Origin of the sequence: Deinococcus cellulosilyticus NBRC 106333 = KACC 11606 (genome assembly GCF_007990775.1) — a bacterium.
In the GTDB taxonomy this organism is placed as follows: Bacteria; Deinococcota; Deinococci; order Deinococcales; family Deinococcaceae; genus Deinococcus_C; species Deinococcus_C cellulosilyticus.
Genome location: NZ_BJXB01000034.1, coordinates 1 through 19,141 on the forward strand (window position 1 = coordinate 1; position 19,141 = coordinate 19,141).

Annotated in this window: 15 protein-coding genes; 12 read left to right on the forward strand and 3 right to left on the reverse strand. The window is 57.3% G+C overall.

Annotated elements, in window-relative coordinates:
• On the reverse strand, positions 1 to 491 hold a 491-nt coding region (locus DC3_RS24700; RefSeq protein WP_146889880.1), incomplete at its 3' end, for an amino acid ABC transporter ATP-binding protein.
• 112 nt (positions 492 to 603) lie between these two features.
• Here DC3_RS24700 and menC point away from each other — a divergent pair.
• From menC to lpdA, 8 genes are all read left to right on the forward strand, one after another.
• The gene (menC, locus tag DC3_RS24705) at positions 604 to 1,710 is read left to right on the forward strand and encodes an o-succinylbenzoate synthase (protein WP_146889884.1); all 1,107 of its coding nucleotides are present in this window, start codon (positions 604 to 606) and stop codon (positions 1,708 to 1,710) included.
• Positions 1,707 to 2,474, forward strand: coding sequence for a GNAT family N-acetyltransferase (locus DC3_RS24710; protein ID WP_146889887.1), 768 nt, complete (start codon positions 1,707 to 1,709; stop codon positions 2,472 to 2,474). Before menC ends, DC3_RS24710 begins: the two co-directional genes overlap by 4 nt.
• An 88-nt stretch (positions 2,475 to 2,562) precedes the next feature.
• Positions 2,563 to 3,066, forward strand: coding sequence for a hypothetical protein (locus DC3_RS24715; protein WP_146889890.1), 504 nt, complete (start codon positions 2,563 to 2,565; stop codon positions 3,064 to 3,066).
• 107 nt (positions 3,067 to 3,173) lie between these two features.
• Positions 3,174 to 3,983 carry a hypothetical protein gene (locus tag DC3_RS24720; protein WP_146889893.1) on the forward strand — a complete coding sequence of 270 codons (810 nt, stop codon included), beginning with the start codon at positions 3,174 to 3,176 and terminating at the stop codon, positions 3,981 to 3,983.
• A 117-nt stretch (positions 3,984 to 4,100) separates the two neighbouring features.
• Positions 4,101 to 5,264: a pyridoxal phosphate-dependent aminotransferase gene (locus DC3_RS24725; protein ID WP_146889896.1), complete on the forward strand. Its 1,164-nt coding sequence runs from the start codon at positions 4,101 to 4,103 to the stop codon at positions 5,262 to 5,264.
• Between the two features lie 150 nt (positions 5,265 to 5,414).
• Complete coding sequence (locus DC3_RS24730) at positions 5,415 to 8,213, forward strand: 2-oxoglutarate dehydrogenase E1 component (protein ID WP_146889899.1); 2,799 nt, start codon at positions 5,415 to 5,417, stop codon at positions 8,211 to 8,213.
• Between the two features lie 109 nt (positions 8,214 to 8,322).
• On the forward strand, positions 8,323 to 9,549 hold the full coding sequence (gene odhB / locus DC3_RS24735) for a 2-oxoglutarate dehydrogenase complex dihydrolipoyllysine-residue succinyltransferase (RefSeq protein WP_146889989.1): 1,227 nt from the start codon (positions 8,323 to 8,325) through the stop codon (positions 9,547 to 9,549).
• A gap of 87 nt (positions 9,550 to 9,636) precedes the next feature.
• Entirely contained in the window at positions 9,637 to 11,043 is a 1,407-nt protein-coding gene (gene lpdA / locus DC3_RS24740; RefSeq protein ID WP_146889901.1) for a dihydrolipoyl dehydrogenase, read from the forward strand.
• Between the two features lie 152 nt (positions 11,044 to 11,195).
• On the opposite strand, the gene DC3_RS24745 is transcribed toward lpdA, so the two are convergent.
• Complete coding sequence (locus tag DC3_RS24745; protein WP_146889904.1) at positions 11,196 to 11,480, reverse strand: hypothetical protein; 285 nt, start codon at positions 11,478 to 11,480, stop codon at positions 11,196 to 11,198.
• A gap of 114 nt (positions 11,481 to 11,594) precedes the next feature.
• On the opposite strand from DC3_RS24745, the gene DC3_RS24750 reads away from it, so the two are divergent.
• Entirely contained in the window at positions 11,595 to 12,119 is a 525-nt protein-coding gene (locus DC3_RS24750) for a cyclin-dependent kinase inhibitor 3 family protein (protein WP_146889907.1), read from the forward strand.
• Positions 12,120 to 12,170: 51 nt separating this feature from the next.
• On the opposite strand, the gene DC3_RS24755 is transcribed toward DC3_RS24750, so the two are convergent.
• A complete protein-coding gene (locus DC3_RS24755; RefSeq protein WP_146889910.1) occupies positions 12,171 to 12,677 on the reverse strand; it encodes a pyridoxamine 5'-phosphate oxidase family protein in 507 nt (168 codons plus the stop codon).
• 359 nt (positions 12,678 to 13,036) lie between these two features.
• Here DC3_RS24755 and DC3_RS24760 point away from each other — a divergent pair, with 359 nt between their 5' ends.
• The 3 genes from DC3_RS24760 to DC3_RS24770 all read left to right on the forward strand — a co-directional run bounded on the left by DC3_RS24760 (position 13,037) and on the right by DC3_RS24770 (position 19,130).
• Positions 13,037 to 13,528 carry a hypothetical protein gene (locus tag DC3_RS24760; RefSeq protein WP_146889913.1) on the forward strand — a complete coding sequence of 164 codons (492 nt, stop codon included), beginning with the start codon at positions 13,037 to 13,039 and terminating at the stop codon, positions 13,526 to 13,528.
• 8 nt (positions 13,529 to 13,536) lie between these two features.
• Entirely contained in the window at positions 13,537 to 16,290 is a 2,754-nt protein-coding gene (locus DC3_RS24765) for a beta strand repeat-containing protein (RefSeq protein ID WP_146889916.1), read from the forward strand.
• A gap of 92 nt (positions 16,291 to 16,382) precedes the next feature.
• On the forward strand, positions 16,383 to 19,130 hold the full coding sequence (locus DC3_RS24770) for an isopeptide-forming domain-containing fimbrial protein (protein ID WP_186816245.1): 2,748 nt from the start codon (positions 16,383 to 16,385) through the stop codon (positions 19,128 to 19,130).
• Positions 19,131 to 19,141: the final 11 nt, after the last annotated feature.

The window sequence follows — 19,141 nt, forward strand, 5'->3', positions numbered from 1 at the left end:
GCTCGGGCAATCGCCACCCGTTGCTGCTGGCCCCCGGAGAGTTGTGCAGGGTACTTCAACGCTTGCTCTCTGATCCCCACCCGGTCCAGCAACTCATACGCTTTGCTCTCTGCCTTTGCTTTGTCCCACTTGCGTACCCTCATCGGGGCCAGCGTGATGTTCTGCAAGACGGTGAGGTGCGGGAACAGGTTGAACTGCTGGAACACCATTCCCACTTCCCTTCTGATCTGGTCGATGTTCTTCACGTCGTTGTTCAGCTCAATCCCGTCCACCACGATCTTGCCGCTCTGGTGCTGCTCCAGGTGGTTGATGGTGCGAATGAACGTGCTCTTGCCACTTCCACTGGGGCCGATGATGACGACAACCTCGCCCTGTTTGACCTGAATGCTGACGTCTCTGAGGGCGTGGTAACTGCCGTAGTGTTTGTTGACCTTGTCGGCAATGATGATGTCTTTCGCGTTTTGCAGCCGTGCAGGATACTGGTAACCCATGCTGGTTATTGTATACAGATTCTGCCCTGCAGGCCGCAGCCTGAAATTTGGACCCGATTCATGGATGCGCAATTTTGCCTAGTGAAAGACCCGGCGTGTTATACCTCATACCATGAAAATTGAATCCGCCACCCTGCAGCTCATTGAGCTTCCCCTCAAGTTTCGCTTTGAGACCTCTTTCGGTGTGCAGACCAAACGCACCATTCTGGTCCTGACCCTGAGAGGAGAGGGCAAAGAAGGGTACGGCGAGAGCGTCATGGAGATGCTGCCCCTCTACCGTGAGGAAACCACCCCGGGCGCAGAGTACCTGCTGAAAGACGTGCTGCTTCCCAGGGTGCTGGGCAAGACCTTCAACAACCCCCAGGAACTCGGACAGGTGATTGCTCCATTCAGAGGAAACCGCATGGCCAAAGCTGTACTGGAAATGGCCTTCTGGGACCTGTGGGCCAGAAGCCTGAACGTTTCCCTGTCCCACCTGATCGGAGGGGTGCGCAAGGAAGTGACGGTCGGGGTGTCTCTGGGCATTCAGCCCACCGTCGATGACACCGTGCGTGCTGTTGAAAAACACGTGATGCAGGGGTACAGGCGCATCAAACTCAAAATCAAACCCGGCTGGGACCTGAACATCGTCAAAGACACCCGTGCAGAGTTCCCGGACATCACCCTCACTGTGGATGCCAACAGTGCCTACAGCATGGCCGATGTGCGCACCTTCCAGAAGCTTGATGAATACCAGCTGGATTACATCGAGCAACCCCTCCCCTACGAAGACTTGCACGATCACGCCAAACTGCAGAAACTGATCCAGACCCCTTTGTGCCTGGACGAAAGCATTCTCAGTGCTGAGGACACCCGCAAGGCGCTGGAAAACCATGCGGGTCGGGTGATCAACCTGAAACCTGCCCGTGTGGGTGGGGTCAGCGAAAGCCTGAAGATTCATACGGTGTCCCAGTCTTTTGGCATTCCCCTGTGGATGGGTGGGATGCTGGAGGCCGGAGTGGGGCGTGCGTTCAACATCCACATTTCCAGCCTTCCCGGTTTCACCAAGCCCGGAGACACCTCCAGTGCAAGCCGCTACTGGGAAACCGACATCATCAATGAGCCTCTGGAGGCCGTGGATGGCCTGATGCCTGTTCCCACCGGTCCTGGCATTGGGGTCACCCTGAATCAGGACTTCCTGAACACCATCACCCTGCGCAAACATGAGGTCAGGGCATGATCGAAATCCGTGAACTCCGGGACCACACCGGAGTGACCCGCATCCAGGAGTTGCAGGCCCTGGTGTGGGGCCGCAGTGAACTGGATATTGTTCCGCAAGGGCTCACTGTGGCTTTCATGTACCAGGGGGGTCTGGTGGCCGGGGCCTTTGATGGCGACCTGATGATCGGATTTGTGATGGGCATTCCTACAGCCGACCCCGAGAAGCAGCATTCCCACATGCTCGGGGTGATCCCCGAGTACCGTGGGACGGATGTGGCGGTGCGGCTCAAACGGTTTCAGCGGGACTGGTGCCTGTCCAGAGGCATTGAACGTGTGGTGTGGAGTTTTGATCCCATGCGCTCGGTGAATGCCAACTTCAACCTGCGCAAGCTCGGGGCGGTGGTCCGGGAGTACCATCCCAACCTCTATGGCCAGATGAGCGGGGTGAATGCGGGGGTGGACAGCGACCGGGTGATTGCCGAATGGAACCTGCTTGCCCCCCAGGTGTACGAACGGATTTATGCACCTCCAGTCACACCAGGCATTCAGCACCTGAATTGCATCAATTCTGGTCTGGAGAACCATCTGGATCTGCAGGAAGACACCCTGGTGTACCGGCTCCCAGAAGATTTCGGTGCCCTGGTCAGGGAGGATCTGGAAGGTGCCCGGGCCTGGCGGGCAGCAGGCAGAGAAGCCCTGATGCATTACCTGAAACAGGGGTACTTCCTTTCGGATTTTGTGCGGCAGGGTGGAAACTTCTACGTGCTGAAGCGGGAGGGATGAATTCCTTAAGATCTGTGGCGAAAAGATGCTGAAAAGGTAAAGCCTTCACTGTCTACATGGGTCTTCTCAGGTATTACAGTAAGGACAGATGGAAAGACCCATAGAGCAACTCCTCCTTGAATACCAGGACTACGTGCTGGCCTACCGCCTGAAACGCCTGGTGGGGGGGAAGCTCGGGCCGAAAACGGGCAAGCTCTCTTTGCAGGAATACGCCAGAATTCGCCTCAGGCGCATGGAGCTTGCCCGCAAACTGGTCAGCACAGGCATGGAGCCCGGAGAGCTCTCTGAACTGGATGACCTGACCGACCAGATGAATTACGGCTTCTGGTACAACCCCAGGTACGTCAGTGAGTTCCTGCATGCGGTGCTTTTCGCAGGTCGGGATGCCCTCTTTTTTGAGGAGGAGGGTTTTCTGAAACTCCTCACCCCGGCTGAACTGCAGCGTCTGGGCGGTGGGACCAGAGAGCTATACAACAAATACTCGGCCTGTTTCCGTCTGGCCACGCCCGGTGTCAATCCAGAAGTGCTGGAGCGCATTTACGAGGTCATCGAAAAATCTCACGTTCCTCTGTTTATTGATGAATTACAATAGTCATCGGTCAGTCCAACACTTTTGTGTCAGAAAAAACCATTATAATGGGGTCAACCCATTGTGAATACATGTCAAACCCGGGAATGAGTCCCGTGTCAGGTGGTCGCATGCCGCGTAAGAAAAGCACAACCCAAACTGCAGAGGTGGATGGCCAGACGGTCGAAATCCAGCCTTCTGCCGATGAATCCGCTTTGCATACCCTCGTTTCGCCCGACGTCGCGCTCTCTGCAGACCTGAATCATGTGGCTTCCACAAAAACCAGCAGAAAAAGCACTGCACGCTCCTCTGCGGCCAAAAGCAAAAAAGCTGTTGAAGAGGTGCTGCCCGAAGCCAGCCCAGAAGCCACCCAGCCCTCTGTGCCGGTGGCAGAGGCTGAACCTGCAGCAGACGAAGTGGCGCTCGACATTGACGCTCCACCCGATGCACCCCTGCCCGCCGAATTGAAGAACTATGTCACGCCCATCAAGACCAGCAAAAATGGCAGGCAGCTTGATCCGCTGAAATTGCCCTTGCTGGATTACCGTCCAGCCTACCTCTCTCCAGAAGAGAAAGTGCATGTGCTCCTGACCGGGCTGCACATGTTCTCGGAACAGCAACCTCTGCTGGACAACATCGGCTGCCGCATCATTCGCACGGTGCAATACCACCTGTCGAGCCCCCTCAGCGAGTACATCTTCACAGAAGGCATGCGACCCCAGGCTTCCGGTGAACTGCTGATCACCAGCAGGCGTCTGGTCTTCAACAGTGTCTCCTCGTTTCTGACCGTGAAATGGGAGGAACTCGAGAGCGTGGACTCCTTCGCCAACGCCCTCAGGCTCAACATCCGCCACCTGAGGCATGGTCTGGTCTTCAGCATGCAGGACCGCCTGCAGATCGATCAGGCGAGTTTGACGCTGTCGCATTATTTGAACCAGTAAATCCAGGGAGTCACTGAAGGGCGAGGCACCCCTCGCCCTTACATCTTTCTTGATCTGGGTTTTGTCTTGCATAGGAGTCTTGCACTGAATCGCCCCTGAGCCATTACACTGCCTGATATGCGGGAACTCAACCCTGTTTTGCAGACTTTCAGAGACAGCCCTTTCACCCAGATGACCCTCCGTGCCATGGATCTTGGTGCAGTGAATCTGGGGCAGGGTTTCCCAGACCATGCTCCTCCAGCTTTCGTGCAGGAGGCCCTGAGGGAATCTTTTTCTGGGCCTCAACAATATGCACCTGTTGCAGGATTGATGACCCTGAGGGAAGAACTGGCCCAGGATGCAGAAAAACGTCTGGGTCTGAAACTGAATCCTGCCACCGAGGTCACCATCACTGCAGGCGCAACAGAGGCAGTGCAGGGAGCACTTCAGGGCATTTTGCAGCAGGGCGACGAAGTGATCGTTCTGGAGCCCACCTACGACATGTATGCCCCCCAGGTGAAGCTCGCTGGAGGCATTCCCGTTTTCGTGGCCCTGAGATTTGAAGGTGGCTATCAACTGGATGTGGATGCACTGAAAGCAGCCATCACGGAAAAAACCAGGGTCATCATCCTGAACACCCCTCACAATCCCACAGGGAAGGTGTTCACCAGAGCAGAGTTGCAGGCCATTGCAGACCTGGCCTTGGTGCATGACCTGTATGTGATTTCAGATGAGGTCTATGACCGACTGACTTTTGAAGTGGAGCACCTGTGCATTCACACGCTGGAAGGGATGCAGGAGCGGACCATCACTGTGGGCAGTGCAGGCAAGACTTTTGCGGTGACAGGCTGGAGGGTGGGATGGGCCTTTGCCAGCGAAAGGCTTACAAAAGCCCTCAGGGGTGTGCACCAGTGGGTCTCTTTCTGTGCTCCCAGTCCTTTGCAACATGCCACCATGCTGGCCCTGAAGACTGCACAGACCTTTGACTATTCTGGGAGCGTTCAACAGGGCTACATCCAGAAGCGGGATTTCCTGAGTGCTTCCCTGAAAGACGCTGGTTTTCCGGTCTACCAGCCTGAGGGAGGTTACTTTGTGGTGGCCGATGTCTCCCATCTGGGTCTGAGCGAGCAGGCCGCATGTGACTGGATGCTCACAGAAGTTGGGGTGGCTTCCATTCCGATGGGGGTCTTTTACAATCAGGGGGGCAGTCCATTTGCAGGCCTGAGGTTTGCCTTCTGTAAGGGGCAAGAGACCCTGGAGCAGGCCGCAGAGCGATTGTATGCTGGATGCAAAGTCCTGTGATTTGCACGTTCTTGCAGGCTTGACCTTCAAAATTCCGTTCGATTCTTTTCAGAGTCATGCAAAAAACGTATGTACTCTGAGAGTAACAGTGTCAAATCGAGCATTTCACCTTTTCCCCTCATGCAATGGAGGGGTATGCTATAAGACGTTATGAAGTCAGCCGAGAGCACGATCATGTACGGAGGCAGCGCCAGTTTTCTGGAAGCCCTGTACGAAGATTATCTGGGTGACCCCTCTTCGGTAGCGCCTGAGTGGCGCCGTTTTTTTGAGGGAAATGGTGCACCCACCGACACCCCCCACTCTCCAGTGCAGCAAGCCTTCCTGACCCTCGGTCAGAAGCCCCTCTTGCGGTTCACTGGGCTCAATGGTCACACTGCCGTGGCGACCAAAGAAGGCAAGGCCAACACCGGCATCTCTGCCTACATTGCTGCATACCGCCTGCTGGGCCACCTGCGAGCGAAAATCAATCCCCTCGACCTGCGCAAGGAAGAGGACGTTCCCGAGCTGTCTCTCACCTTCTACGGGCTGACCGATGCAGACCTGTCTTCCCATGTGGAAGATGGTGGTTTCAAGGGCACCCTCGCAGAGGTCCGGGAACAACTGCTGAAAACCTACTGTGGTTCCATCGGGTACGAGTATGTGTACATTCCTTCCGAAGAACGCCAGTGGCTGCAAAAGCGTATTGAGGGCACCCAGGGCCGTTTCAACTTCAGTCCTGAGGCCAGAAAGCGCATCCTGCGCAAACTGACCAGTGCTGAGGGTCTGGAGCGTTACCTGCATGTGCGTTACGTGGGGCAGAAACGCTTCTCCCTGGAAGGCACCGAAACCCTGATCCCCATGCTGGACAGCATCGTGCTGCGTGCAGGCAAACTGGGCGTCAAGGACGTGGTGGTCGGGATGGCCCACCGTGGCCGTCTGAACGTGCTGATCAACATTTTCGGCAAGAAACCCAGCGACCTGTTCGCTGAATTCGATGGCAAGAAGACCTTCTCCAGCGATTTTGCCGGAGACGTGAAATACCACATGGGCTTCTCTTCTGACGTGCAGACCGAGGGTGGCCCTGTGCACCTTGCGCTGGCCTTCAACCCCTCTCACCTGGAAATCGTGAACCCTGTGGTGGCCGGATCGGTCCGTGCCCGTCAGGCCCGCCTCGGTGACGTGGAAGGCCGCTCCACTGTGCTCCCCATTGTGCTGCACGGTGACGCAGCTGTGGCCGGTCAGGGCGTGGTCGCTGAGACCCTTAACCTTGCTGGCATTCGTGGTTTTGCTGTGGGTGGGACCCTGCACATCGTGGTGAACAACCAGGTGGGCTTCACCATCTCTGACCTCAGGGATGCCCGCACCAGCCGTTACTGCACCGATGTGGCCAAGATGATCGACGCTCCGGTGTTCCACGTGAACGCGGATGATCCTGAAGCCTGCGTGTGGGCCGCTGAACTGGCCCTGGACTACCGCCAGACCTTCCACAAGGATGTGTTCATCGACCTGATCGGTTACCGCAAACTCGGGCACAACGAGAGCGACGACCCCAGCATGACCCAGCCCATGATGTACCGCAAGATCCAGGCCCACCCTGGAACCCGCGCACTGTACGGACAGACACTGGCAAAAGAAGGCATCATCGCTGAAAGCGACGCCAACACCTACGTTGAAGAGTACCGGGCTGCGCTGGAAAAAGGCGACACCGTTGCCGATGCTGTTGAAACCGACTTCAATGCCGAGCGCTCAAAAGCCTGGAAATCCGTCCTGGGCACCCACTGGACGGCAGAAGCCAACACAGCTGTGGACCCTGAGACCCTCAAAAAGGTCGGTTACGCCATCACCACCATCCCCGACAGCTTCAAGCTGCACCGTGGGGTCGAGCGTGTCGCCAAAGCCCGCCGGGACATGATCGACGGCAAACAACCCCTGGACTGGGGCATGGCCGAAAACCTCGCTTACGGCACCCTGCTGAACGAGGGCTACAATGTGCGCCTGTGCGGTGAGGACGCTGGACGCGGAACCTTCACCCACCGCCATGCCGTGTGGCACAACCAGCTCACCGAGGACATCCCCGAAGGCGAAGAGTACCTGACCCTCGCCCACGTGTCCGAAAACCAGGGCCGTGTGGAAGTCATCGACTCCACCCTCTCTGAAGAAGCGGTCCTGGCCTACGAGTACGGTTATGCTGCCACCGATCCTTCCACCCTGGTCCTCTGGGAAGCCCAGTTCGGAGACTTTGCCAACTGCGCCCAGCCCGTGATTGACCAGTTCATCTCCTCCAGCGAAGCCAAATGGGGCCGTCTGGCAGGACTGGTGATGCTGCTCCCCCACGGTTACGAAGGACAGGGTCCCGAGCACTCCAGCGCCCGTCTGGAACGCTTCATGCAGCTCACCGCCCAGGACAACATTCAGGTGGTGGTGCCCTCCACCCCTGCGCAGGTCTTCCACATGCTGCGCCGCCAGATCATCCGCAATTACCGCAAACCGCTGATTGTGATGACCGGAAAGAGCCTTCTGAGAAACCCCCTGTGTGTGTCCCCTCTGGAAGACCTCACAAACGGCAAGTTCCAGGAGATCATTCCTGACACTGCTGCTGTCAGAGAAGACGTCAACCGTGTGGTGCTGTGCTCCGGCAAACTGTACTGGGAACTCTTCAAAGCCCGTGAAGAAGCAGGCCTGAAGAATGTCGCCATCGTGCGCATCGAGCAGCTCTACCCCTTTGCACATGACCAGCTGAAGGCCATTCTTGAGCAGTACCCGAATGCCGAAGTGGTGTGGGCCCAGGAAGAACCCCGCAACATGGGGGCATGGATGTTCGTGCGTGAAGACATCGAACAGAGCATGCAAGGTGGTCAGACCCTGAAGGACGCCACCCGTCCCCGCAGTGCAAGCCCTGCAGTGGGTTACACCAGCAAGCACAACCAGGAGCAGCAGGACGTGATCCAGCGCGCCCTGGGATTAAAATAAGCATCAGGCCCCGGAGCAGTGGGAAACCACTGCTCTCTTTATGCCGCACCCTGCAGGTGCAGACCAGACCCCACACAGGGTATGATCCTGAAGGAGACCCAGACACATGATTGTTGACGTAAAAGTTCCCGTATTCTCAGAGTCCGTGAGCGAAGGCACCCTGCTGGGGTGGAAGAAACAAAAAGGTCAGGCCGTGGCCAAGGGCGACGTGCTGATCGAAATCGAGACCGACAAGGTGGTTCTGGAAGTGTACGCCCAGGAGTCTGGCGTGCTCACCGAAACCTTTAAGAATGAAGGGGACACCGTCACCAGTGAAGAAGTGATCGCAAAAGTCGACACGGCTGCCACTGCCGGTGCGGGATCTGCTCCTGCTGCAACCCCTGCAGCCCCCGAAGAACCCAAAAAAGACAGCGCCAAGGCCGAGCTGCCCCAGGGTCCCACCCAGGTCCACTCCACCAGTGGCGACCTCTCCCCTGCCGTGCGCAAGCTCGTGGCCGAGAGCGGCGTGAACCCCGCAGAAGTACAGGCCACCGGACCCAAAGGCAACATCACCAAGGGTGACGTGCTGACCCACATCCAGACCGGCGGAAGCAAACCCGCCGCTGTGGCTCCTCAGGTCGAGATTCCCGCAGGTGCACGTCCTGAGCAGCGCGTGCCCATGACCCGCATCCGCCAGACCATCTCCAAACGTCTGAAGGAAGTGCAGAACACCGCCGCCATCCTGACCACCTTCAACGAAGTGGACATGAAACCCATCATGGACCTGCGCAAGAAGTACCAGGATGAGTTCGTCAAGAAGCACGGCATCAAACTTGGCTTCATGAGCTTCTTCGTGCGTGCCGCCACCGAGGCCCTCAAGCAGTACCCCATCATCAATGCCAGTGTGGACGGAAATGACATCATCTACCACGGGTACTACGACATCGGCATTGCCGTGGCCAGTGAGCGCGGTCTGGTGGTGCCCATCCTGCGCAACACCGACCAGTCCACCCTCGCCGACATCGAGAAGCAGATCGGTGAATACGCCCAGAAAGCCAAGAACGGCAAACTGGGTCTCGAAGACATGACCGGAGGCACCTTCTCCATCACCAACGGGGGAACCTTCGGCAGCATGATGAGCACCCCCATCCTGAACGCCCCCCAGAGCGCCATTCTGGGCATGCACAACATCATCGAGCGCCCCGTGGCCGAAAACGGTCAGGTGGTCATTCGCCCCATGATGTACATCGCCATGAGTTACGACCACCGCATCATCGACGGACGCGAAGCCGTGCTGTTCCTGGTCACCATCAAGAAACTGCTGGAAGACCCTGCCCGTCTGCTGCTGGATCTGTAATCACAATACGTAGGGGCGCAGCGTGCTGCGCCCTTGCAGACCCTGAGGGCGCAGCACGCTGCGCCCCTACGCCTGAAAGGAAGAACCATGTCCGAATACGATGTTTTGGTGATCGGTGGTGGCCCCGGTGGTTACGTGGCGGCCATTCGCGCTGCCCAATTGGGCTTCAAGGTGGCCTGTGTGGACGCTTTCAGCAACAAGGAAGGCAAGCAGTCCCTGGGCGGAACCTGCCTGAACGTGGGATGCATTCCCTCCAAGGCCCTGCTGGACTCCACCCACAAACTGGAAGCCGTGCAGCATGAATATGCAGACCACGGCATCGAGGTTTCAGGGGTCAAACTGGACCTCGCGAAACTGATGGCCCGCAAAGACGGCATCGTCAAGCAACTGACCGGCGGCATCCAGATGCTGTTCAAGAAGAACAAGGTCACCGCCTACCACGGGTACGGCACCCTGGACCGCAAGGAAGGCGAACAGTGGGTTGTGAAGGTGGGCGAAGAGGAACTGAAGGCCAAGCATGTGATTCTGGCCACCGGTTCCAAACCCCGCGAACTGCCTTTCTTCAAGTTTGGTGGCAACATCCTGGACAATGTCGGGGCACTCAGCCTCGATCAGGTGCCTGCAAAACTCGGTGTGATTGGTGCAGGGGTGATCGGTCTGGAACTCGGCAGCGTGTGGCGCCGCATGGGTTCAGAAGTGACTGCGCTCGAAGCGGGCGGCTTCCTGGAAATTGCCGATGAAGGCATTGCCAAAGAAGCCCTCCGTCACTTCCAAAAGCAGGGCATGAAGATCATCCTGAACGTCAAGATCTCCAAAGTGGAAGACCTGGGCGACAGAGTCGTGGTGACCTACACCGATCCCAGTGGAGAGCAGACCTACGAATGCGACAAACTGATCGCCTCTGTGGGCCGCATCCCCAACACCGACAACCTCGGGGCTGAAAAAGTAGGGCTGGAACTTACCGAACGGGGCTTCATCAAGATCGACGAGCACTACCACACCAACCTGAAGGGCGTGTACGCCATCGGGGACGTGGTCGGTGGCCTGATGCTGGCCCACAAGGCCGAAGATGAAGGTGTCGCCTGCGCCGAACTGATCGCCGGTCAGGCCGGACACGTGAATTACGACTGCGTTCCCAGCGTGATTTACACCAGCCCTGAAATTGCCTGGGTGGGACCCACCGAGAAGCAACTGAAAGACAAAGGTGTGGAGTACAAAGCAGGCACCTTCAAATTCATTGCCAACGGTCGCGCTCTGGCCCATGACGACACCCGTGGCTTCGTGAAGATCATTGCCGACGCCAAAACCGATCGCCTGATCGCCGCCCACATGATTGGCCCCAGCGTGTCTGAGCTGATCGCTGAAGTGGTCACCGTGATGGAATTCGGTGGAAGCGCCGAAGATCTGGCCCGCACCGTGCACGCCCACCCCACCCTCTCCGAAGTGGTGAAGGAAGCAGCGATGGGTGTGGACAAACGCATGATCCACAGCTGAGATTGTTCTACAGGAACTTGTAGGGGCGCAGCGTGAAAGGGAACCAGCATGTGGTTCCCTGCTCTGAACCAGAGAGCGTGCTGCGCCCTTTTCATTGACTCTGAGATGGGCTTAAAGGTCGAGGTATGCCTCACCCCTGCAATGAGCCACATTCACATCCACTGGTCCACCTGCTCCCCATCGATCCAGACCACAAACCCGACCAGATGCTCATTCTGGTGCCTTGATCCTGCAATGTAATACCGAATGCCTCCAGTTTCCTGTACCGCATGGAATTGGGAGGTTCCCGGGATCTGGGGCAGGTCATAGGTGATTTCGATGCGCATTTCCCGACCTGTCTGCAGGTCGTATTTTCGGTCCAGAGGCTCAAGTGCAATATATATCGTCCTGTCTGCATGGTTCTGGATGAAAATTTCTTCCCGGTACAGGTCTTTCATGGCCTCAGGGTACAGGAAAAGAGGGAAAGACAGGGTGTGACTGCCCCTTGCTCTGGCCGAGAGTTTCAGGCCATAAAATAGAGCAAAAACCAATCCGTTTCCCAGGAGGACCCCATGCCCAGCGACAACCCCATTCTGGCCCCCCATGTTCCTGACACCCGCATTCACATGACTTTTGCTCCGGGCAAGAAAGGAAAGGGAACATGGTCTGGTACAGTGCACAATCGGGATTTGCAGACCGACCTGATGCGCCTGCGAGACACTTACGGCACCACCCACCTGATCACCCTGGTGGAGGATTTTGAGCTGGCAGACCTGCAGATTCCCCACCTGCGCAAAGAAACCCTGAGCCTGGGGATGGAGCATCTGCATTTTCCGATCACAGATTTGAGTGTTCCAGATGATCTGGATGCATTTGAGGGCTTTGTGGAGGAGTTAAAAACCACCTATCAGTCTGGAGCCACCTTCACCATTCATTGCGTGGGCGGACTGGGGCGTACAGGGCTTCTGGCAGCCATCTTGCTTCAGGAACTCCATGGGTACAGTCCTGAGGATTCAGTGGTTGCTGTCAGAGCAGCACGCAATGGCACCATCCAGACCAAAGAACAGGAACAATTTGTGCTGGGGTGGAGGAAGTAAATCATAACCAAACAGGGCGCAGCACGCTGCGCCCCTACAAATGACCAGAGGTCAGATCTTCTGGCGTTCGTTTTCGCCTGCGTGATCGTGGTTGCCAGTGACAGCAGTCTTGATGAAACTGTAGGCCTGCACAATCTTGCTGCTGGGGCTGTCCCAGTATTCAGCGCTGTCGGCTTCGACTTTGATGACCACAATGTCGGGATCATCTTTGCCATCAGGGAAGAAAGCGGCATTGATGGGGTTCCAGAGTTCTTCAATCTTTTCTCTGTCGTTCAGCAGCTGTGCCCGGCCTGATATGCTCACAAAGCTGTTCTTGCCAGGATGGCTGTAGGCCAGATTGACTTTCGGGAAGTTCAGCAGATCACTGATCTTGCCGGATTTTTTGCTGGTCAGGAAGTACAGGGTCCCGTCAAATTCGGCTTCCTGGGTGGCCATGGGGCGGCTGTACAGCTCTCCCCCTTCGTGCTGGGTGGTGAGCATGGCGATGCGGATGTCTTTTAAGAGGGAATGGATTTTGGCAAGAAATTCCTGATGGGCAGTGTTTTTGGGATCAGACATGAAAGCCTCCTTTGCATGGGATGGTGCATGCTTTTGCCTGTCCATCTTAAGTCGCCTTTCTGTGTGGGTATGTATGTTTTTTTGCAGGTGAAATGTGATCTGCGAGGGGTTGGTGCCCTGAGGTGCAGGCTGCATGCCCTCGGGTTGCCACCTGCTGGAATGTTAAATCATGATGCCACACAAATCCCGTAAGCTCTACCGGGATTTTGATGATTTGGTTTCCTGAACGCTGTTTTTGGATTGAGCAGTGCTTCCATTCAATCTTCAAAATTATTAATCGCTGTTAATAAACCACCTTAAGGTTCCTGCGACGACCCTCTTTGTACACTGACCTCACTTCAAGTTCTCATGGAGGAACGATGAAAACACTCACAGCTCTGTGGGCAGTCCCCGTTTTGCTCGTTGCGGCCACAACCAGCCCTCTGGTGGTCAAGAGCAGCACCTACCTGGTGACGACCCAGACCAAAGACGGCAAAGTGATCGAGAACCGCAAGCTCAACCCCACTTCAGTGAAACCAAAAGACCTGCTGGTCCTTTCCACTGCAGTGCAGAACGTGACCCAGAAAGCCCTGAGCAATGTTTCCATTGTTCAACCCATTCCAGAGCAAACCCAGTTCATCGCCAATTCTGCAACAGATCTTCAGGCCGCAGAACTTCAGTACAGTGCCGACGGTGGCAAGAGCTTCGCAAAAGAGCCCCTCAAGAAAACCATCACGGTTGAAGAGAACGGCAAGAAATTCGCAAAAGAAGTCACCATCCCCCCCCAGCAATACACCCACGTCAAGTGGGTTCTCAAAAGCCTCCCCTCCGAAGCCTCCCAGACGCTCGAAGTTCGCGTCAACGTCCGATAAGGTGACCCATGAATAAGAAACTGCTGCTCTCCACTGCTCTCCTCCTCGCCGCCGCAGCGCAGGCCAAAGGCACACTCGCTGGAACCGAGATTCGCAACGTTGCCTCTGCCAGCTACATTGATGATCAGGGCCGTGCCCAGTCCACCGTTTCCAATCAGGTGATCACCGTCGTTCAGGAACTGCCTTCTTTCAGCATCACCCCGGATGAGGCTTCTGCCGGAACTGCTCCTGCCCAGCAGAAGAGCGCCCTGGCTGGACAGGAAGTGTACTTCCCCTACACCGTCACCAACACCGGTAACGCCAACATCTCCGTGTCCTTCAGCCTGAACGACCTGACTGGAGACAGCGGCAACTTCTCTGCCAAAAAACTCTACATCGACGCCAACCAGAACGGTCTGGTGGACAGTGGTGAAACCGAAATCACCTCTTCCTCCATCAGCCTTGCACCTGATGAAGTGGTGAAACTGGTCGCCGCTGTGACCACCCCCGGCACCCTGACCAACAACAACACCGTTGATCTGAACCTGGTCGGCACCGGAAGCACCGCCACCTCTGGCTCTTTCGCTGAAGCTGGAACGGGAACCACCCTCAACAACACTGCCCGTGTGAATGTCACCACCAAGGCTGTGCTGACCCTCAACAAGACCGCCAGTGGTCCTGCCTCCATCAAAGAAGGCGACACCATCGTCTACACCCTGAAAGGCACCAACAACGGCGGCAGCGCTGCAAGCTCTGTTTCCAATGTGGTTCTGACCAAAAACGGCATCTTCGTGTCTGACACCCTGCCTGCCAACACCGTGCTGGACACCACCTACACCCCCAACGCCAGCGCAGGTGCCGGGACCGTCAGCGTGTACTACTACGTGGGCAGTGCCTGGACCACCACGGCCTCTGCCAGTGCCACCCGCATTGGTCTCCTGATCGAGAACCCCAACCACGCGACCTCCAGGGCCTTCTTCCCCCAGACCGCCCAGTACTCCCTGGATTTCCGTGTGACCGTGACCGACGGCAACGCCAACACCGCCATCCCTGCCAACACCAGCATCAACAACACCGCCACCCTGACCGTGGACACCGATGGGGACGGCACCGCTGAAAACTCCACCTCCAACCAGACCACCAACACCATCTCCACCATCTATGCCATCGCAGCAGGTAAGGACAATGGAAGCGGCAAGGCCACCGACGGTCTGACGGGCGACAGCATCACCGCCTCTGGCACCGTGTACCAGGGCAGTGTGCTGACCTTCAATGTGAAAGTCACCAACAACAGTAACGTCTCTGACAGCTTCACCCTCGCCACCTCCAGCCTGTCTGATCTGCAGAACTGCCTGCTGTTCTACCCTGACGGCATCACCCCCATGCCTTCCACCTTCGGTCCTCTGGCCAGCGGTGCAACCCAGGACATCGTGGTGAAGTGCCAGGTGCCCACCACCGCAACTGTTGGCAACACTCCCAGCGTGAAACTGACCGCCACCAGTGTGGGCAACCCCACCGGAAACGACGCCACCCTGAATGACGGTGTGGACTCGGTGACCCTTCAAGGCACCGCCATCCAGTCCGGTTACGGTCTTGATGCAGATGCCACCCCTGCCACTGCTGATGCTGATCCTGCCAACGACACTGCGCCTGGCCAGAACACCAACCCCGGCACCAGCGTGACCTACGGTTTCACCGTCACCAACAACGGCCAGCAGAACGACGCCTACAACCTCACCCCCAACCTCTCCGGTTTCCCCGGTTACACCGCCACCGTCTACCAGTGGAACGACGCCGACAACGACGGTGTGGTTGATGCAGGTGAAGTGGGCGTGGCTGTGAACTCCACCCCCCTGATGGGCCCTGGAACCACCACCAAGTACGTGGTTGTGCTGACTCCTCCTTACGGCGACGTGCCCGGTGTGGACAACATCCCTGTGACCGTCACCAGCACCAACACCCCCACCCTGTCCGACACCATGACCTTCCCTGTGAATGTGAACGCCGTGAACAGTGTGCAGATGCTGCCTGACCGCAGCGGAACCGTGGGTGCTCCTGGCACCATCGAGTACACCCACACCGTCACCAACACCGGCAACGCTCCTGCCATCATCGATCTGGCTTCCATGACCAGCACCAAGGGCTTCACCTACCTGATCTCCACCGATGGCGGCGCTTCCTTCGCTGTGAACCCTGATTCCTTCGTGCTTGCCGCTGGAACCAACAGAACCATCGTGGTGCGTGTGATTGTCCCTGCTGGAACCGCCATCGGTACCGCTGAAACCGTCGCTGTGACCGCAGGCGTGGACTACAACAACGCTGTGACCGGCACTTACACCCAGGAAGCCACCATCAGTGCCAACGACTCCACCGCAGTGATCGGGGGCAACCTGAAAGTCAGCAAGGCTGTGGACAAAGCCACCGCCAAGCCCGGCGACATCCTGACCTACACCATCTCCTCCCAGAACATCGGCACCCAGCCCATCAGCAAGGTGATCGTGTCTGACCCCACCCCCAACTACACCGACTTCTTCCAGCTCGACATCGACACCGCTGCCAGCGTCAGCAAGACCCAGGTTCTGGTGTCCAGAGACGGCGGTCAAACCTGGGCCACCTTCAACAGCGTGGCTGGCGGGGACGGCGTGATCGATGCCACCGAGTGGGGCAGCAACCGCACCATCTTCGTGGCCTTCGACACCAACAGTGACGGCAACATCACCGCGGCTGACACCCTGGCCCCCAGCGCCGTCGGCACCGTGATCTTCAAAGTCAAAGTTCAGTGATCCACGCCGGGAGGGTGGGCAATCCACCCTCCCCTTCTTCTGTCAAATGCTGCTGTCAAATGACGACATTTCTCAATGAATCGAGGTTTCAGGTGAACAAACGTCTTCTCTCCGCAGTTTCTCTCCTGACCCTCGGTTCAGCTTTTGCCATCACCCCCGCCGGATCAACCCTGACCAATCAGGCCCTGGTGGAGGGTGGTGGCGAAACCACTTTAAGCAATGCAGTGAACACCATCATCACGGCCCTGTGCCGCCCCGCGCTCACCCCCGATGGCGATCTGGCAAAGCCCGCCCAGGTGTTCGAGGTGTTGCCTGGAAGCAAAGTGGTGGTGCCCCTCACCCTGAAGAACACCGGCAACGAGAACAGCTCGTTTGCCCTTTCCTGGACCCAGTTCAATCCCAGCTGGACCCCTGAAAATGTGAAGTTTTACCTGGATGCGAACGGCAATGGCCAGCTCGACAGCGCTGACTTAGAACAGAACAGCCATGATGTCAAGATGAATGATGCGGTCAGGCTGCTGATGACCTTTACCGTTCCCGTGAAAGCCAGTGGCGACACGTTTCTGGACCCCACCGCCAGCTGTGCGGATGGTGCAAAAGATGACAACAACGTCTTCCAGCTGAAACTCAATGCCCAGTCCAGCATGACCCTCACCAAGACCATGACCCCTGCCCTTGTGAAGGCAGGCGAGAAGGTCACCGTGAACCTGATGGTCAGGAACACTGGAAACACCTACCTGAAAAACCTCCAGATCCTGGACAACCTGAAACAGACCTCCCTGGAAGGTTTCAGCTTTGTCGCCGGATCTCTCAAATCCCTGAACAGCAACCCCGAAGTCAAAGAAATGGATGGTCAGGTCTCTGGCACCCTCTCCGAGCTCGCCCCGATGGAGCAGGTTTCCCTGGAATTCCAGCTGCTGGTGGATGACCTTGCTCTCGCAGGCAGCCATGAAAACCTTGCAACAGCCACTGCAGACAGCCTGAGTGGGGCTCAACTGAAGGTGGAAGCCCGAGCCCACACTGAAATCGAAGCCCAGTATGGTGTGGCCCTCGGTCCAGTGAATGATCCTGAAGTCCCTGAAGGCTCTGAAGGAGACCGCCAGACCCAGGAGATCACCCTCCCCGATGCCGAGATGTGCTTCGAGCACACCCTGCTCAACACCTCCAACAGCGAGGACGATTACACCCTGACGGCAGAAGTGCCCGAAGGCTGGAATGCGGTCTTCCTGAACGTCTACCGCCTGCCTCTGGCCCAGCCTGTGCACCTCAAGGCCCGCGAAGCCGTGAACTACTGGGTATGCTACGAGAAAAGCAGCGCTGTGGCCTCTGGCAACGTGGATTTCCAGCTCACCGCCACCTCTGCCCACGGTCCGGTGAACAAAACCTGGGACACCGTGAAACTGAGCCTGCTCCCTGGTGAGGCTGTGGTCCTGACCAAGAGCATCAAAGACGCCCGTGGGAGTGCCCCTGTGTTTGGTCCTTACCTCGCTGGTGAAGCGTTCACCTACGTGCTGGAGTACAACAACACCACTGGTGTGGATCTGCACAATGTGATCGTGCAAGACACCCTGGTGAGCGGCCTGGAATTTGTCCGTGCCTCTGTGCCCCCCAGCAGCACCACCGCGCTCCCTGAGAACCAGACGGGCCTGAGCTGGGACATTGGAGACCTGAAGCAAGGAAAAAACAGCATCCTGGTGACGGTAAAACTGAACCAGGACCTTGCAGATGGAGCTGTGCTGCGCAACACCTTCTCCCTGACCAGCGATGAAATCAAGAACAGGCTCTCCAATGAGGTCAACGTGGGTGTGTGGTCTTCTGGCATCCTGTTTGCCAAGGCAGCCCTGCAGGATCAGGTGATGATCGGGGACCAGCTTGGCTGGAAACTGACCGCCACCAACAAGAGCGTGAACGGCACCCTGTCCCAGGTGAAGATCGTGGATGACCTGCCCCAGGGCCTGACCTATGTCGCTGGAAGCTCGAAAGTCAATGGCGTGGCCTTCAGGGACCCCACTGTTGAGGGCCAGAAGATCACCTGGACGGGCCTCCCCGACATGAAGGTGGGAGCCGTGCTGACCGTGACTTTCAACACCCGCGTCAATCCCGGTGTGGCCGAGAAGATCCAGAACACCGCTGAATTCACCGCCATGGGCATGAGCAGCACCCAGGCCACCGTGGTCGCCATGCACTCCACTGCCGTTGCCACTGCAAAAGTGGTTGGCGCAATGGCCCACCCCATCGCCACCCTGGTGGGCCGGGTGTACCTGGACAGCAACGACAACGGCACCTTCGAGCCTGAAGTGGATAAACCCATTGAAAAAGCCCGTGTGATTCTGGCTGGAGGCCGCATGGTCCTCACCGACAAACAGGGCCGATACAGCTTCGATGGCCTGGAAGCCGGGGTGTGGGCTGTGAGGCTTGACCCCAACTCGGTGACCTACGCTCCCAGGGCAACCCCTCAGGATGGCGGTCAGCGGGGCACCCAGTCCTCAATGATCTACGGTCTCTCCACCCTGGATTTCCCCCTGATTGCTGCCCAGGCCAGAACCGAAACCCTGCGCTCCACCCGCCTGAACTTTGGTCCTGTGACGGTCCACAAGAGCGTCAGCAGAAACGCTGAAGGCCGCTACACTGTGACCCTGAACGTCAGTGCAAAAGACACCCTGGAAGACTTCCTGCTGGACGATCCCCTTCCCCAGAATGCCCAACTGGTATCTGGAAAGAATACCCTCTCAGATGCAATTCTCGCTGCTGGTGAGCATCAGGTCCAATATGAATTCGTCTTAACAAAAGTGGGCGAGAGTGCCGTAACGGACCCCGAAGTATCGTGGAACGTGAAATGAAACGCCTGCTG

Excerpts from the sequence above, each read along its gene's own strand:
- menC (WP_146889884.1), top strand. The coding sequence starts at position 604 with ATGAAAATTGAATCCGCCACCCTGCAGCTCATTGAGCTTCCCCTCAAG.
- DC3_RS24710 (WP_146889887.1), top strand. The coding sequence starts at position 1,707 with ATGATCGAAATCCGTGAACTCCGGGACCACACCGGAGTGACCCGCATC.
- DC3_RS24715 (WP_146889890.1), top strand. The coding sequence starts at position 2,563 with ATGGAAAGACCCATAGAGCAACTCCTCCTTGAATACCAGGACTACGTG.
- DC3_RS24720 (WP_146889893.1), top strand. The coding sequence starts at position 3,174 with ATGCCGCGTAAGAAAAGCACAACCCAAACTGCAGAGGTGGATGGCCAG.
- DC3_RS24725 (WP_146889896.1), top strand. The coding sequence starts at position 4,101 with ATGCGGGAACTCAACCCTGTTTTGCAGACTTTCAGAGACAGCCCTTTC.
- DC3_RS24730 (WP_146889899.1), top strand. The coding sequence starts at position 5,415 with ATGAAGTCAGCCGAGAGCACGATCATGTACGGAGGCAGCGCCAGTTTT.
- lpdA (WP_146889901.1), top strand. The coding sequence starts at position 9,637 with ATGTCCGAATACGATGTTTTGGTGATCGGTGGTGGCCCCGGTGGTTAC.
- DC3_RS24745 (WP_146889904.1), bottom strand. The coding sequence starts at position 11,480 with ATGAAAGACCTGTACCGGGAAGAAATTTTCATCCAGAACCATGCAGAC.
- DC3_RS24750 (WP_146889907.1), top strand. The coding sequence starts at position 11,595 with ATGCCCAGCGACAACCCCATTCTGGCCCCCCATGTTCCTGACACCCGC.
- DC3_RS24755 (WP_146889910.1), bottom strand. The coding sequence starts at position 12,677 with ATGTCTGATCCCAAAAACACTGCCCATCAGGAATTTCTTGCCAAAATC.
- DC3_RS24760 (WP_146889913.1), top strand. The coding sequence starts at position 13,037 with ATGAAAACACTCACAGCTCTGTGGGCAGTCCCCGTTTTGCTCGTTGCG.
- DC3_RS24765 (WP_146889916.1), top strand. The coding sequence starts at position 13,537 with ATGAATAAGAAACTGCTGCTCTCCACTGCTCTCCTCCTCGCCGCCGCA.